This is a genomic window from Micromonospora sp. MH33 (assembly GCF_003013775.1).
Classification (GTDB): Bacteria; Actinomycetota; Actinomycetes; order Mycobacteriales; family Micromonosporaceae; genus Micromonospora; species Micromonospora fulviviridis.
On sequence record NZ_MUYZ01000155.1, the window covers coordinates 1 to 15,335 of the forward strand.

8 protein-coding genes and 2 pseudogenes are annotated in these 15,335 nt (G+C 71.5%); 7 read left to right on the forward strand and 3 right to left on the reverse strand.

The window, feature by feature from the left end; translation table 11 throughout:
* The 4 genes and pseudogenes from B0E53_RS21895 to B0E53_RS21910 form a co-directional block, all read left to right on the forward strand.
* Positions 1–339: pseudogene (locus B0E53_RS21895) on the forward strand (hypothetical protein); the annotation flags it as partial.
* Positions 340–465: 126 nt separating this feature from the next.
* The gene (locus tag B0E53_RS21900) at positions 466–2,121 is read left to right on the forward strand and encodes a sodium:solute symporter family protein (RefSeq protein WP_107077777.1); all 1,656 of its coding nucleotides are present in this window, start codon (positions 466–468) and stop codon (positions 2,119–2,121) included.
* A 16-nt stretch (positions 2,122–2,137) separates the two neighbouring features.
* On the forward strand, positions 2,138–2,461 hold the full coding sequence (locus tag B0E53_RS21905) for a hypothetical protein (protein WP_107077778.1): 324 nt from the start codon (positions 2,138–2,140) through the stop codon (positions 2,459–2,461).
* A 90-nt stretch (positions 2,462–2,551) separates the two neighbouring features.
* Positions 2,552–2,935 carry a hypothetical protein gene (locus tag B0E53_RS21910; protein ID WP_107077779.1) on the forward strand — a complete coding sequence of 128 codons (384 nt, stop codon included), beginning with the start codon at positions 2,552–2,554 and terminating at the stop codon, positions 2,933–2,935.
* A 99-nt stretch (positions 2,936–3,034) separates the two neighbouring features.
* Here the strand turns inward: B0E53_RS21910 and B0E53_RS21915 are convergent, their stop codons facing one another.
* Positions 3,035–4,828: a glycoside hydrolase family 6 protein gene (locus B0E53_RS21915; protein ID WP_107077780.1), complete on the reverse strand. Its 1,794-nt coding sequence runs from the start codon at positions 4,826–4,828 to the stop codon at positions 3,035–3,037.
* Positions 4,829–5,434: 606 nt separating this feature from the next.
* Between B0E53_RS21915 and B0E53_RS21920 the strand changes: the two genes are divergently transcribed.
* Both B0E53_RS21920 and B0E53_RS21925 read left to right on the forward strand, forming a co-directional pair.
* Complete coding sequence (locus B0E53_RS21920; protein WP_146167733.1) at positions 5,435–6,838, forward strand: hypothetical protein; 1,404 nt, start codon at positions 5,435–5,437, stop codon at positions 6,836–6,838.
* Positions 6,825–7,571: a class F sortase gene (locus B0E53_RS21925; protein WP_107077785.1), complete on the forward strand. Its 747-nt coding sequence runs from the start codon at positions 6,825–6,827 to the stop codon at positions 7,569–7,571. The genes B0E53_RS21920 and B0E53_RS21925 overlap by 14 nt, the downstream gene beginning before the upstream one ends.
* Positions 7,572–7,698: 127 nt before the next feature.
* Here the strand turns inward: B0E53_RS21925 and B0E53_RS21930 are convergent, their stop codons facing one another.
* Positions 7,699–12,765, reverse strand: coding sequence for an NAD-glutamate dehydrogenase (locus B0E53_RS21930; protein ID WP_107077782.1), 5,067 nt, complete (start codon positions 12,763–12,765; stop codon positions 7,699–7,701).
* 287 nt (positions 12,766–13,052) lie between these two features.
* Between B0E53_RS21930 and B0E53_RS21935 the strand changes: the two genes are divergently transcribed.
* Entirely contained in the window at positions 13,053–15,017 is a 1,965-nt protein-coding gene (locus B0E53_RS21935; RefSeq protein ID WP_107077783.1) for a penicillin-binding transpeptidase domain-containing protein, read from the forward strand.
* 7 nt (positions 15,018–15,024) lie between these two features.
* On the opposite strand, the pseudogene B0E53_RS21940 reads toward B0E53_RS21935, so the two are convergent.
* Positions 15,025–15,335 (reverse strand): annotated as a pseudogene (locus B0E53_RS21940) (hypothetical protein); the annotation flags it as partial.

The window sequence follows — 15,335 nt, forward strand, 5'->3', positions numbered from 1 at the left end:
GTGGTGACGGTGGCAGGGGGCGCGGCGCTGGCCGGCGCGGCCCGGCCCACGCCGGGCGCGGTGCCGACCGACGCCGCCACGCTCTTCGCCGCGGAGACCGCCCAGGACTTCCGGGACCGCTGGCGTGACGTCCAGCTCCGCTTCGTGGACGACCCGCGGGCCGCGGTCGGCGAGGCGCAGTCGTTGGTCGAGGAGGCGATCGAGGCGCTCTCCGCCGCGCTGCGCGAGCAGAAGGCCAAGCTCGGCGGCTGGCAGGAGTCCGGCTCGGCCGACACCGAGCAGCTGCGGGTCGCCGTGCGCGGCTACCGGGACTTCCTGGACCGGGTACTGGGCCGCTGACCCACGCCGCACGGAGCCCCGGCCGGTGGACGGCCGGGGCTCCGCCGTGTCCGCGGATCGCCCTCCATGCATGAAATTTCGCAAAGTGGGTACCTGCGGGCGCAGTCGCCACGGAGGGAGCACGGGATGGGTGACGGTCTGCGGTTGAACATGAATGCCCTGGACTACGTGATCCTGGCGCTCTACTTCGTCACGGTGCTCGGCGTCGGCTTCGCCGCGCGGCGGGCGATCCGCACCAGTGTCGACTTCTTCCTCTCCGGGCGGTCGCTGCCCGCGTGGGTCACCGGCCTGGCCTTCGTCTCGGCGAACCTGGGCGCTCTCGAGATCATCGGCATGGCCGCCAACGGCGCCCAGTACGGCATCATGACGGTCCACTACTACTGGATCGGCGCCGTGCCGGCCATGGTCTTCCTGGGCATCGTGATGATGCCCTTCTACTACGGCTCGAAGGTCCGCAGCGTCCCCGAATACCTGCGGCTGCGCTTCAACCGCCCGACCCACCTGCTGAACGCGCTCAGCTTCGCGGTCGCCCAGGTGCTCGTCGCCGGCGTGAACCTGTACGCGCTGGCCCTGATCATGCAGCTGCTGCTCGGCTGGCCGCTCTGGGTGGCGATCGTGATCGGCGCGTTCATCGTGCTGGTCTACATCACCATCGGCGGCCTCTCCGGCGCGATCTACAACGAGGTGCTCCAGTTCTTCGTGATCATCGCGGGTCTGGTGCCGATCACCGTGCTCGGCCTGGTGAAGGTCGGCGGCGTCAGCGGCCTGATGGACGCGGTCCGCGGCTCGAAGCTGGGCGAGGCCGGGCTGCACGCCTGGCAGGGCACCGGCAGCACGGACAACCCGCTCGGCGCGCACTGGCTGGGCATCGTCTTCGGCCTCGGCTTCGTGCTCTCGTTCGGCTACTGGACCACGAACTTCGCCGAGGTGCAGCGCGCGCTGTCCGCGCGGAACATGAGCGCGGCCCGGCGTACGCCGATCATCGCGGCGTACCCGAAGCTGCTCATCCCCGTGGTGACCGTGATCCCGGGCCTCATCGCCCTGATCACCGTCAAGGGGCTCGGCGCCGAGAGCGGCGACCTGGTCTACAACAACGCCATCCCGCTGCTCATGCGCGACCTGCTGCCCAACGGGGTGCTCGGCATCGCGGTGACCGGTCTGGTGGCCTCGTTCATGGCCGGCATGGCCGCCAACGTCAGCGGCTTCAACACGGTGTTCACGTACGACATCTGGCAGGCGTACTTCAAGCGGGACCGCTCGGACGAGTACTACGTGCGGGTGGGCCGGATCGCCACCGTGGTCGCGGTGGTGATCGGCATCGGCACGGCCTTCATCGCGGCCGGGTTCAGCAACATCATGAACTACATCCAGGCGCTCTTCTCGGTGTTCAACGCCCCGCTCTTCGGCACCTTCATCATCGGCATGTTCTGGAAGCGGATGAGCGCGCTGGCCGGCTTCTGGTCGCTGCTGTCGGGCACCGTGGTGGCGCTCGGGACCTACCTGCTCTACCGGGCCGGCGTGATCCACTTCAACTCCGACCTGGAGGAGAGCTTCTGGGGGGCGGGCCTCGCCTTCGTCACCGTGGCGGTGGTCGCGGCGATCGTGACGCCGCTGACCCGGCCGAAGCGGGCCGACGAGCTGACCGGGCTGGTCTACGGCCTGTCCGACACCACGCTCAAGGACGACTCGCTGGCCGGCGACGCCGCCTGGTACCGCTCGCCGGTGCTGCTCGGCGTGATCGCCGTGGTCCTCGCCGCCCTCTTCTACATCCCGGTCTTCTGAGGAAGGGACGCACGCCATGGCAGACGACGCCGACCGGTACCAGCACGGCGAGGCCCACGACCCGCTGGTCGACGAGACCGAGGACGCGCGGGAGGCGCGCTCCGCGGCGGCCCGGCTCTTCGACATCCGCCGGGTGATCGGCGGCCTGTTCGTCGCGTACGGGCTGATCGTGGGCCTCATGGGGCTCTTCGACTCGTCCGCCGAGATCGAGAAGGCGCAGGGCGTCCGGATCAACCTCTGGGCCGGCCTGGCGATGCTCGCCTTCGGGCTGCTCATGCTGCTCTGGCAGCGGCTGCGCCCCACCGAGCCGCCGGAGCCGCACGCCGCCGACGAGCGCTGACCGCCGGCCGGGACGCCGCCCCGGGCGGCATGGCCGGGCCCGCACCGGGTACGCCGTGGGGATCAGGGAACGGGACAGGAGGGCAGCAGCATGACGGATCGTGACCGCGGTGGCGAGCGGCCGCTGGAGGAGACCCCCGAGGTGGCCGCCGCGGTGGACGACGACAGCACGGTGCCGCAGCTGCGCACCGGTGGCACCGACCCGGACAATCCCGTCTTCACCGAGCCCGACGGCGCGGTGCCCGACACCGGCTCGCCGGACCTCCTCGGCGACCCGTACGCGGCCGGGACCGGGGCGACCGGCACCGGCACGGGGGCGGGCGGGGACAACATCCGCACCGGGGCCGAGCAGCCCTGGGACCCCGAGGACCTGGTGATGGCCCGGGGCCAGGACATGACCCCGGAGAATCTGGAGCGGGCCCGCCGCGACCTGGCCGAGCTGGGCCGGGCGGCGATCGAGAAGACGGTCCCCTGACGCCCGGGGGCCCCTGGCCGACGCGGGGTCGACCAGGGGCCCGGGGAACCCGCGCGGCGGTGCCTCACTCCCGCCGCCGCGGGTGGGCCGGCCGCCGGATCAGGAGAGCGGCGGGTAGGCGTTCTGCATCAGCTGCTGGAACTGGGCCGCGAACCACGCACCGGAGATCGGCGCGTTCGGCAGGGCGCCGGACAGGTTGTTGCCGTTGCGGGCGTTGCCGGTGTAGGTCGGGTCGCACATCCGGTCGAAGCCCTTGCCCTCGTTGTTCGGGATGGCCGTGCTGGAACCGTCCGACTCACCCGGGGGCTTCACCCAGACGTACGCGTCGATGCCCGGCTCCGGGTTGGCCCGCGGCCGCTCGCCGAGGCCCGCGCCGGCCTGGTTGCACCAGTTGCCGGTGTGGTAGCGCCGGTCGACCCGGCCCCCGTCGACGTAAGCGTCGACGCTGGTCAGCGGGCCCGGACCGGTGGGCCGGGCGGACCCGCCCCAGCCGTTGCGGGAGGTGTCGATCAGCATGCCGATACCGCTGTCGAAGCCGATCGAGACCAGCTTCTGCCGGAACGCCTGGGCGAACGAGAGCTCGTCGACGTACTGGTTCCAGTCGATCCACTTGGACTGCCGCACGGTCTGGCCGTTCACCGTGTCGGTGACCTTGACGTACGGCTCCTTCAGTGCGGAGTAGTTGGCGGTGTTGACGATGAAGCCGTGCACGTTGTGCACCGTGCTGCCGGACGCGACGGCGGCGGCCTTGAGCTGGTCGGCGACCGGGCCGAAGTTGCTGTCCCAGCCGATCCAACCGTGGTGCGCGGCGTCGATGTAGTTGTAGACGTTGCCGATCGCGCCGAGCTTCGCCAGGGCGTAGCCCACGCCGTTGACGTACGCGCCGTTGGCCTTGACCGTGTCGCACATCACGGTGCCGCCCGCGTTGCCCGAGGTGTTGGTCACCAGGTTGGGCAGCGAGTCGATCTCGATGATGTTGACGATGCGCAGGTTCTTGTACTTCGCGTCGCCCTGGATCGCGGCGATCGGGTCGATGTACTCGGCCTTGTAGCGGGGCAGCTCGTCGGGGCCCAGCTCCCCATTGGAGGCGAGCGCGGAGCAGTCCCGGCCGGGCAGGTTGTAGATGACGAACTGGATGTAGCCGGCGCCCTGGGCGAGCGCGGCGTCCAGGTGGTCACGGACCCCCATCGAGCCGTTGGAGCTGCTGTTCGGGGTGCCGTTGATGGCGGCGATCCGGTCGATCCACACCGCGGTCGGGTTGTTCGACACCCGGCTACCGCCGGACACCGACTCGGCCTTGGCCTTCCACTCCGGGTTCACGTACCCCTTCACCCCGGCGTACGGGTTGTCGACCTTCTGCCCCGGCGGAGGGGTGGTCGGCGGCGGAGTCGTGGGCGGCGGGGTGGTGGGCGGCGGGGTCGTCGGGGGCGGGGTCGTGGTCGGCGGGGTCGAGGTGGGCGGCGTGCCACCGTTGCAGACCGTGCCGTTCAGGGTGAACTGGGTCGGCTTCGGGTTGCTGCCGCTCCAGGAGCCGTTGAATCCGATGGTGGTGCTGGCGCCGGTGGCCAGGGAACCGTTGTAGGACTCGTTCTGCGCGGTGACGTTCTGGCCGCTCTGGGCCCACTTCGCCGACCAGCCGTTCACCACCCGCTGCGAGCTGTTCGGGAAGGTGAAGCCCAGGTTCCACGAGCTGAGCGGGTCACCGAGGTTCTTGATGGTCACGGTGCCGGTGAAGCCACCGGGCCAGTCGCTCGTGGTGTAGTCCACGCTGCACTGGGTCGCGGCCTGCGCCGCGGTGACCGGGAGGGTCACCAGTCCACCGGCGACCAGGACGCCCGCGCCGGTCAGCGCGAGCGCCCGGCTGCGGCCGGACAGCCTTCTCCACAGATTCATGCCACTGATCTCCTTGGGCGAGACCGGATCCGCGTACGGCCCGGCAGAAGGGCACTCGGCGTCCGTCAGGACAGCCGGCGCCACGGGTTTCTTCGGGGGTGCCCGACCCGGCCGGGCGTGATGGTGGTGGTGGACGACCGGCCCGCGGGACCGGTCGGGGAGTCGGACGCCGTCCGGTGACCCGGCTGCCCTCGACGTCTGAACTCGCGGTGTGGCTCCCCCAACCGCGTGCAGCGATTCTTGCATGGGAGCGCTTCCATGGCAATGGCTCGATGCGACTCGGCCTTTTCCCGCAGGGGGTCGAACACCCCGGGCACGCCGAAAGCGTCGCGGGCGGACCGGAAGCCGGCAGACCGGCGGAGTCGGCCATCACACGGTACGGCGAGGTCCGGCGGACGCAGCCGACGCGGGACAACCCGAGCCGGCACGCATGCCCCCTGGCCGCCCCGGCAGGCCCCAAAAGCCGCGTAGCACTCGCAGGGCCTTCATTGCCTACAAACTCCTAAACACGAATGTTTCCCCGGATAAGTCGTGAAACGGTCTAACGTCGGTCGTAGCTCGACTGAAGGCGGGCTCAGGACAAACAGGGATGGAGTGACGCAGGTCATGGCTAAGAAGATGCTCGGGAAGGTCGTTGCGGGTGCTGCTCTCGGCGGTGCGGGCCTCCTCGTGTTCACCCCGGGGATGGCCTACGCGGGCGGGCACGACGACGAGGGCAAGGTCATCGCCAAGCCGCACGTCGTCAAGGCGGGCGACAAGGTCAAGCTGCTCGAGATCTGCCCGGAGGCGCAGGAGCACGCCTTCGTCTGGTCGAAGGTGACCGGAAAGGTCAAGCTCGAATCCGTGCGCGACGACCGCGGCGACGAGCACGGCGACTGGAAGGACCGCGGCGAGGACGCGGACCACGGCCCCGACGGCAAGGACCGGCACGGCCGCGACGAGGAGGGCCGCGGCGACGAGCAGGGCCGCGACGAGCACGGCAAGGACGGCAAGGACGAGCACGGCAAGGACGACGACCGCAAGGACGAACAGGGCAAGGACGAGAACCGCAAGGACGAGCACGGCAAGGACGGCAAGGACGAGCACGGCAAGGACGGCAAGGACGAGCACGGCAAGGACGAACAGGGCAAGGACGACAACCGCAAGGACGAGCACGGCAAGGACGGCAAGGACGAGCACGGCAAGGACGAACAGGGCAAGGACGAAGAGGGCAAGGACGAGCACGGAAAGCCGGGCGGTGCGGGCGGCGGCGTCACCGCCGACTACGGCGACCAGGGCTCGGACCGCAAGGGCCACGACGAGTACGGCCAGGACGAGGAGTCCGGCTACGGCCGCGACAACAAGGACCAGAAGGACTACGGCCGCGAGGGCGGGTCCGAGGGCCGCGACTACTCCGGCCACGACGAGTACGGCCAGGGCGACGAGTCGGACTACGGCAAGGACTGGCAGGGCGGGTCCGACTACGGCCGCGACGCCAAGGACGAGCACGGCAAGGACGACAAGGGCAAGGACGACAAGGGCAAGGACGAGCACGGCAAGGACGAGCACGGCAAGGACTGGCAGGGCGGGTCCGACTACGGCCGCGACGCCAAGGACGAGCACGGCAAGGACGACAAGGGCAAGGACGAGCACGGCCGTGACGGCAAGGACGAGCACGGCAAGGACGACAAGGGCAAGGACGAGCACGGCCGTGACTGGCAGGGCGGCAAGGACGACGAGTCCGACTACGGCCGCGGCGAGGACAGCTGGGAGCACGGCAAGGACTTCGTCTACTTCGGCGAGGCCACCGTCTCCGAGGACGCCCGTCCGGGCAAGTACGACCTGGAGGGCTCGTGCGGCGACGGCGAGCTGGTCGTCCTGCCGCGCGGTGGGGTCGACGGCGGTGACGGTGGCATGACCACCACCAGCACCGACCGCGGCATGGCCGCCGGCGGGGCGGGCATGATCGGTGCCGCCGCCCTGGGCGGCCTGGTCCTGCTGCGTCGGCGGCGGGCCAATGGTCTCGTCTGACCAGACGGCGACACGGGCCGGCGGCCGTCACGGGAGACCGTGGCGCGCCGCCGGCGCGGCCGTCGTCGTCCTGCTCGCCATGGTGGGCGCCGGCATGATCGGCGCGTCCTTCCGCACCGTGCCCCCGCCCCGGCCGCCGCAGCCGCTCGCCCAGACCGGAGCGACCGACCCGAGCACCGTCTCCCCGAACGGCACGCACACCGGCGACCAGGCGCCGGTGGAACCGGCTCCCGACAGCCAGGGCTCGCCCAACCCGGATCTGGTCCCCGCCGGACTGTCCCGGTCGGCTCCGACCACCATCTCGATCCCCCGGATCGGCGTGCATGCCGAGATCATGACCCTCGGCACCAACCCGGACGGCACCGTCGAGGTGCCCCCGCTGGACCAGGCCATGAAGGCCGGCTGGTACTCCCCCGGTCCCAGCCCGGGCGAGGTCGGCAACGCGGTCATCGTCGGCCACGTCGACTCCGCCAAGCTCGGCCCGGCGGTCTTCTTCGACCTCGGCTCGCTCCGGCCCGGCGACACCATCGACGTCGCCCGGGAGGACGGCTCGACCGCCACGTTCACCGTGAACGAGGTGAAGTCGTACCCGAAAACGGCCTTCCCCACCGAGCAGGTCTACGGCCCGTCCGACGCCCCCGGCCTGCGGGTGGTCACCTGCGGCGGGGTGTTCGACCGCAGCGCCGGCAGCTACCTGAACAACATCGTCGTCTACGCCGGCCTGGCCGGGTAGGGACGCGGAGACGGGCGCGGCCCGGTGGTCGGGTGACCGACCCACTTGGCCGGGTGGGCGCCGCGAACGGGCGCGGCCCGGTGGTCGGGTCACCCGACCACCGGGCCGCGCCGGCGTGCGTACTCCGTCAGGCCGCCGCCGAGGTCCGCACCAGGGTACGGATCTGCCGCAGCAGCACGGACAGGGCGGACAGGTCGGCGCGGGACTCGTCGAACTCCCCCATGGCCCGGTGCGCCCGGTGGATCGAGGTGGCGTTCGCCTGCTCCCACTCCTGCACCCGCTCGACCGGCGGGAGGTTGTCCGGGGTGGAACCGAGGACCTCCGCGGTGAGCGCGGCCAGCGCGGCGTACAGGTCGTAGCGCAGCGCCATCCGGGCCAGGGTCTGCCAGCGGTCCTCCCGCGGCAGCAGGGAGATCTTCGACAGCAGGGCGTCCACCCGGAACCGGTCGGAGAGGACGAAGTAGACCGAGGCCACCTCGCTCACGTCCCGGCCGGTCGACTGGGCGGTCTCCACCACGTCGAGCAGGCCGAAGCTGTACATCAGCCGGGTCGCCTGCTCGGCCAGGTCGCGGGGCAGCCCCTTGCCGGTCAGCGAGTCGATGTGGGCGGCGATCGCCTCCCGCTCGGTGCCGTAGAAGAGGCTCTCCAGCTCCGGCAGGAGCCGGGCCACCCCGTCGCGCAGCCGGGCGATCTCCCCCGGCACGTCGATCGGCGAGCGCCGGTTGGTGACCAGCCAGCGCACCGCGCGGTCGAGCAGCCGGCGCGTGTCCAGGTAGACGCTGGTCTGCAACTCGGGCGAGACCTTGTTGTCCAACGCCTCGACCGCGTCCCAGAGTTCGCGCAGCCGGAACACCTCGCGGACCACCACGTACGCCCGCAGCACGTCCGCCGCCGAGGCGGCCGTCTCCTCGACCACCCGGAAGACGAACGTGATGCCGCCCCGGTTGATCGCCTCGTTCACCAGGACCGTGGTGACGATGTCGCGGCGCAGCCGGTGCCGGCCCATCCGGTCGGCGAACCGCTCCCGCAGCGGGGTCGGGAAGTAGTTGACCAGGACGTCGGTCGTCCACTCCTCGTCCGCCAGCCCCTCGCTGACGATCTCCCGCTCCAGCACGATCTTCACGTACGCCAGCAGCACCGCGAACTCCGGCGCGGTCAGCCCGGTCTCGCCGCGCACCGCGAGCTCCTCGTCCGACGGCAGCGCCTCCAGCGCGCGGTCGAGCTGACCGGCCCGCTCCAGCTCGCTGATCATCCGGCGGTGAACCGGGAGCAGCGAGGCGGCCTGGGCCTGGGCGTTGTTCAGCGCCCGCGCCTGGTCGTAGTTGTCCCGGAGCACCAGCTCGGCGACCTCGTCGGTCATCTGGGCCAGCAGTTCGTCGCGGTCCGGCCGGTCCAGCGCGCCGTCGGCGACCGCCGTGTTCAGCAGGATCTTGATGTTCACCTCGTGGTCGGAGCAGTCCACCCCGGCCGCGTTGTCGATGAAGTCGGTGTAGATCCGGCCGCCGGTCGAGGCGTACTCGATCCGGCCGTGCTGGGTGAAGCCCAGGTTGCCGCCCTCGCCCACCACCCGGCAGCGCAACCCCTTGCCGTCCACCCGGATGGCGTCGTTGGACTTGTCCCCGACCTCGGCGTTGGTCTGCGTCGACGCCTTCACGTAGGTGCCGATGCCGCCGTTCCAGAACAGGTCCACGGGCGCGGTGAGGATCGCCTTCATCAGCTCCTGCGGGCTGAGCTGCGTGACGTCGTCGTCGAGGCCGAGGACCGCGCGCACCTGCGGCGAGACCGGCACCGACTTGGCGGTACGCGGGAACACCCCGCCGCCGGCCGAGATCAGCTCGGGGTTGTAGTCCTCCCAGGACGACCGGGGCAGGTCGAACAGCCGCTTCCGCTCGTCCCACGAGGTGGCCGCGTCCGGGTCCGGGTCCAGGAAGATGTGCCGGTGGTCGAAGGCGCCCACCAGCCGGATGTGCTTCGACAGCAGCATCCCGTTGCCGAACACGTCGCCGGACATGTCGCCGACGCCGACCACGGTGAAGTCCTGGGTCTGGGTGTCGTGCCCCAGCTCCCGGAAGTGCCGCTTCACCGACTCCCAGGCGCCCCGGGCCGTGATGCCCATCTTCTTGTGGTCGTAGCCGGCCGAACCGCCGGAGGCGAAGGCGTCGCCCAGCCAGAAGTTGTGCGCGGCGGAGATCTCGTTGGCGATGTCGGAGAAGCTCGCGGTGCCCTTGTCCGCCGCCACCACCAGGTACGGGTCGTCGGCGTCGTGCCGGACCACGTCCTCCGGCGGCACGATCTCGCCGCTGGAGATGTTGTCGGTGACGTCGAGCAGTGCGCCGACGAACTCCTTGTAGCAGGCCACCGCCTCGTCCCGGTCGCCCGGCTTCTGCTTCAGCACGAAGCCGCCCTTGGCGCCCACCGGCACGATCACGGCGTTCTTCACCATCTGCGCCTTGACCAGGCCGAGCACCTCGGTGCGGAAGTCCTCGCGCCGGTCGGACCAGCGCAGGCCGCCCCGGGCCACCGGCCCGAACCGCAGGTGCACGCCCTCGAACCGGGGCGAGTAGACGAAGATCTCGAACTTGGGACGCGGCGCCGGCAGCTCCGGGACCGCCTGCGGGTCCAGCTTGAAGGCGACGTACGACTTGGGCCGCCCGCCGACCGGCTTCTGGTAGAAGCTCGTGCGCAGGGTGGCCTGGATCAGCGTCAGGTAGGAGCGTAGGATCCGGTCCTGGTCCAGGCTGGCCACGTCGTCCAGCGCCTCGCCTATCGCGGAGACCAGCTCGCCGCTGCGCTCCCGCCGCTCGTCCAGGGTGGACGCGCCCGGCCGGAACCGGGTCTCGAAGAGCTCCACCAGCAGCGAGGCGATCCGCGGGTACGCGATGAAGGTCTGCTCCATGTACTCCTGCGAGAACACGGTGCCGGCCTGCCGCAGGTACTTCGCGTACGCCCGCAGCACCACCACCTGCCGCCAGGTGAGCCCGGCCCGGAGCACCAGCTCGTTGAAGCCGTCCACCTCGGCCTCGCCCCGCCAGGCGGCGGCGAAGGCGTTCTCCACGTGCGGACGGACCTCTGCCAGCTCCTGGTGCGCCTCGGGCAGTTGCAGCCCGAAGTCGTAGAGCCAGATCCGGCCGTCGACGCGCTCCACCTCGTACGGGTGCTCGTCGACCACCCGGACGCCGAGCGAGTGCAGCACCGGCAGCACGGCGGAGAGCATCATCGGCTCGCCGTACCGGTAGACCTTGAACCGGACGTCCATGGTCTCGTCGACCTCGACGGCCCGGCCGGCGCCGTTGGTGCGCCCGGCGAGCTGCTTGCGGAACAGGTGCATCTCCAGCTGGCCGGACTCCTCCAGCAGCTCCAGCTTGGCCAGGTCCTTCATCGCCTCGTACGGCGTGTGCCCGTCCTTGTAGCCCTCCGGGAAGGCGTCGGCGTACCGGGCGAACAGGTGCTTTGCCTGCTCGTCGCCGAGCTTGCGCTCCAGCACCAGCCGGTAGTCGTCGTCCCAGAGCCGGGTCGCGTCGGCCAGCTCCTCGGCGAGCAGGTCGGCGTCGATCTCCCCGGGCGGGTTGTTCGGGTCGGTCCGGACGATGAAGTGCACCCGGGCCAGCATCGACTCGGTCACCCGGGTGGTGTAGTCGACCCCGACGCCGTTCAGCTCGCGCAGCAGGATGTCCTGCATGCGCAGCCGGTTCTGTGTGGTGAACCGGTCCCGCGGCAGGTAGATCAGGCAGGAGATGAACCGCCCGTAGCCGTCGCGGCGCAGGAAGACCCGCAACTGCCGGCGGCCGGCCATGCGGAGCACGCCGATCACCGCGTGGTAGAGGTCGTCGGTCTTGATCTGGAACAGCTCGTCGCGGGGATAGGTCTCCAGGATCTGGAGCAGGTCCTTGCCGGAGTGGCTGCGCAGGCTCAGGCCCGAACGGTCCAGCACCTCGGCGACCTTGCGCCGGACCACCGGCAGCTCCTGCACGCTGGTCCGGTACGCCGCCGTGGAGAACAGGCCCAGGAAGCGCCGCTCCCCGACCACCTCACCGGCGTCGTTGAAGATCTTGAAGCCGATGTAGTCGAGGTAGGCCGAGCGGTGCACGGTGGCCCGCGAGTTGGCCTTGGTGATGATGAGCAGGCGCTTCTCCAGCACCTTCTCGTGCGCCTCGGGGGTCATCGAGTTCAGCGACCGGGCCTCCGGCGAGTCGGACCGCAGGATGCCCAGGCCGGTGCCGAGGACGGCCTCCAGGGCCTGCCCGCCGTCCGCGCCGTCGGTGTCGACCAGCCGGTACTCCCGGTAGCCCAGGAAGGTGAAGTGGTCGTGCGCCAGCCAGCGCAGCAGCTCCACCGAGTCGGTGATGTCCTTCTCCGGCACCGGCGGACGGTTGTCCGAGGTACGCGCCGAGGCCAGCTCGTCGGCCAGGGCCAGGGCACGCTGGCGCATCTTCGGCCAGTCCTCGACGGCCTCCCGCACGTCGGTGAGCACCCGCTGCAGCTCCCGGCGCAGCTTGTCCCGCTCGGCCGCGTCGCGGACCGGGTCGATCTCGATCCGCATCCAGCTCTCGACCAGGTCGCCGGCGATCGCGTCGTCCGGCTCCACGTCCGCGGAGACCTCGGTCAGCCGGCCCAGCGGCTCACGCCGGACCACGACCAGCGGGTGCACCAGCAGGTGCACGTCGAGGTGGTGCGAGTTGAGCAGCGCGGTCACCGAGTCGACCAGGAACGGCATGTCGTCGGTGACGATCTCGATCACGGTGTGGTGCTGCTCCGCGTCCGGCTCGTGGATGCGCAGTTTCAGCTCGCCCGGTACCCGCTGCTGGGCGAGGTCCCGGTGGGCCCGGGCCGCGTCGAGCATCTCCTCGGCGGTGAAGCCGATCAGCTCCTCGTCCGGCGCGAACCGCCAGAAACGGCCCACCAGGGTGGCCGCGTCGTGGTCGTCACCGGCCAGCGCGACCGCCTGGGCGACCAGGCGCTCCGCGTTGGGTACCGGCTCGTCCAGCTCGGCGTCCTCGGATTCGTCACCCAGTGCCGGCGCGGGCAGGCCCAGGTCGTAGAGGGTGTCGATGCTGGAACCGGTCATCCCGGTCACTCCTGTGTCGAGACGGCCGAAACCGTCCCCGTCGGTCGCCGAATCGAAGCTGTCATCGTCCCGGCTGGTGTCAGCCTGCCGGAGGTCGGGTCCCGGTTTGATCGCCGGACGCCGGTCCATCGGTGCCACTCCCCTCGACCCACCGCGTTGTGGGTCACTCTGCCGCCCAGCCTAGGCCTGCCGCTGTGCCCCTTTGTCGGCGGACCACCGGCCGGACGTCCGGATCGGGACTTTGTCCTTTCACCCGTTGCGGGTACGTGGTCGGCCGGTCCCGGAGTACCCGGACTGGCGATGTTCATCACACTGCCACAGGCCGCTCTTTGCCTGCGCAAGGGCCGTGCCGGGACGGTGGGGAGCCGCGCGTCGTACTAGCGTGCAGGGCAGTCTCAAACCGGAGGGACTCCTTCATGCTCCTGTCATACCCCGTCCGCCGCCTCTCCTCTCGCCGCCGGGTCCTCGCGGCGCTGGCCGCCACCGTGCTGACGGCGGGCGCGTTGACCGGATGCTCGGGCGAGGACGGGCCGGAGCGGAGCGTCGACGCCTTCCTGAAGGGCTGGCGCTCCGGCGACCTCCAGGCGGTCGGCTTCATCGACCCGAGCGGCGCCAAGGTCGCCGCGACCGAGGTGACCAAGGAGCTCCGGTCCCTCGCCGGCGAGCTGGCCGGCAGCCCGCCCCAGCTTGAGCGCACCGGCGACGTGAAGGTCGAGGGCGACATCGCCACCGCGCGGGTCAAGCTCACCTGGACGCTGCCGGGCGCCACCACCTGGGCCTACGAGAATCCGGTACGCCTCCGGCACGGCGCCGACGACCAGTGGCAGGTCATCTGGGAGCCGACCGTCGTGCACGAGAAGCTGGAGGCCGGCGACCGGCTCGCGCTGCGCCGGCAGGCCGCGCCCCGGGCCGGCGTGCTGGACTCCGCCGGCGCCCCGGTCGTGGCGCCCCGCCCGGTGGTCCGGGTGCAGGTCAACCCCGGCGAGGCCACCGACGTGAAGGCCCTGGTCCGGAAGCTCGACGCCGCGTTCAAGGCGATCCGGCCCGCGCTCACGCCGCCGGTCGACCTCGCCGACCTGCCCAAGCGCCTCAGCGAGGCGGACCGGGGCGCGCTGGTCGAGGTGGTGACCCTGCGCGAGGAGGCGTACCGGCAGATCAAGCCCCGGATCTACGACCTGCCCGGCACCCGGTTCCAGTCCGACCAGCTCTTCCTGGCCCCGACCCGGGAGTTCGCCCGGGCCCTGCTCGGCTCGGTCGACCCGGCGCAGGCCGACGACCTCAAGGCGCACCCCGACAGGTACGTCCGGGGCGACCTGGTCGGCCACGGCGGCCTCCAGGGCCGCTACGACGACCGGCTGCGCGGCACCCCCGGGATCACCGTGCTCACGCAGCACCCGGCGCCGGACGGCACCACCGCACCCAGCGGGGTCGAGGTGTTCCGCGGCGAACCGAAGGCCGGCCAGCCGCTCAAGACCACCCTCGACGTGGCCACCCAGAACGCCGCCGACGCGGCGCTGCGCGGCCAGACCCGGCGCTCCGCCCTGGTGGCCGTCCGGATCAGCGACGGCGCGGTGCTGGCCGCCGCCAACGGCCCCGGCGCCGCCGGCGAGAACCTCGCCTTCACCGCCCAGGTGCCGCCCGGCTCGACGTTCAAGATGGTCAGCGCGCTCGCCCTGCTCGACAAGGGCGCGGTGGCCCCGGAAGTGACGGTGCGCTGCCCGAAGACGTTCGAGGTCGACGGCCGCTCCTTCAAGAACTCCGACGACTTCGAGCTGGGCGACGTCCCGTTCACCACCGACTTCGCGAAGTCCTGCAACACCGCCTTCACCGCCCTGGCCCCGAAGCTCGGCCCGGACGGGCTGGCCCAGGCCGGCCGCACGCTCGGCCTGGAGAGCGAGTGGGACCTCGGCACCGACGTCTTCACCGGCAAGGTCTCCGCCAACGGCTCGGCCACCGAGCAGGCCGCCGCCGCGATCGGTCAGGGCACCACCGTGGTCAGCCCGCTCGCCATGGCCGGCGCCACCGCCGCCGTGGCCCGCGGCCACTGGGAGCAGCCCAAGCTGCTGCTCGATCCCGCCCCGGCGAAGCCCGCCCCGGCCGGCCCGGCCCTCAAGGCGGAGTCGGTGACGGCGGTGAAGACGATGATGCGCGCGGTGGTCACCAGCGGCACGGGCGCCGCGCTGGCGGACGTCCCCGGCGAGCCGGTGTACGGCAAGACCGGCACCGCCGAGTACGACAACAACCCGGCGCACACCCACGCCTGGTTCGTCGGCTGGCAGGGCGACGTGGCGTTCGCGGTCTTCGTCGAGCAGGGCGGGTCGAGCACCACCAGCGCCGTTCCGATCGCCGAGCGCTTCCTCCGCGGTCTCGCCGCCCGCTGACGCCGGTTCAGGCGATGTCCACGCCCGGTCGGGTCGCATCCGGCTCCGACTCGTCCGCCTCCTCCACGCCGGCCACCCGCCGCAGCAACCCGGGCCCGGCCGACGCCAGCGGTCCGACCGGTTCGGGTCGGTCCGACCCGTCCGGCTCAACTGCCCGGCGCAGCGAGCCCGGACGGGCCGGGTCGGCGGGCGAGGGCTCGACCTCCGGGCGGTCGCCGACGTCGGCGGGATCGTCCCCGGTCTGGGTGGGGGCCGGGCCGATCGGCTCCACGGCCACGGCCGGCGCCGGGACGGCCGCCGGGCCGGGCAGCACGTCGC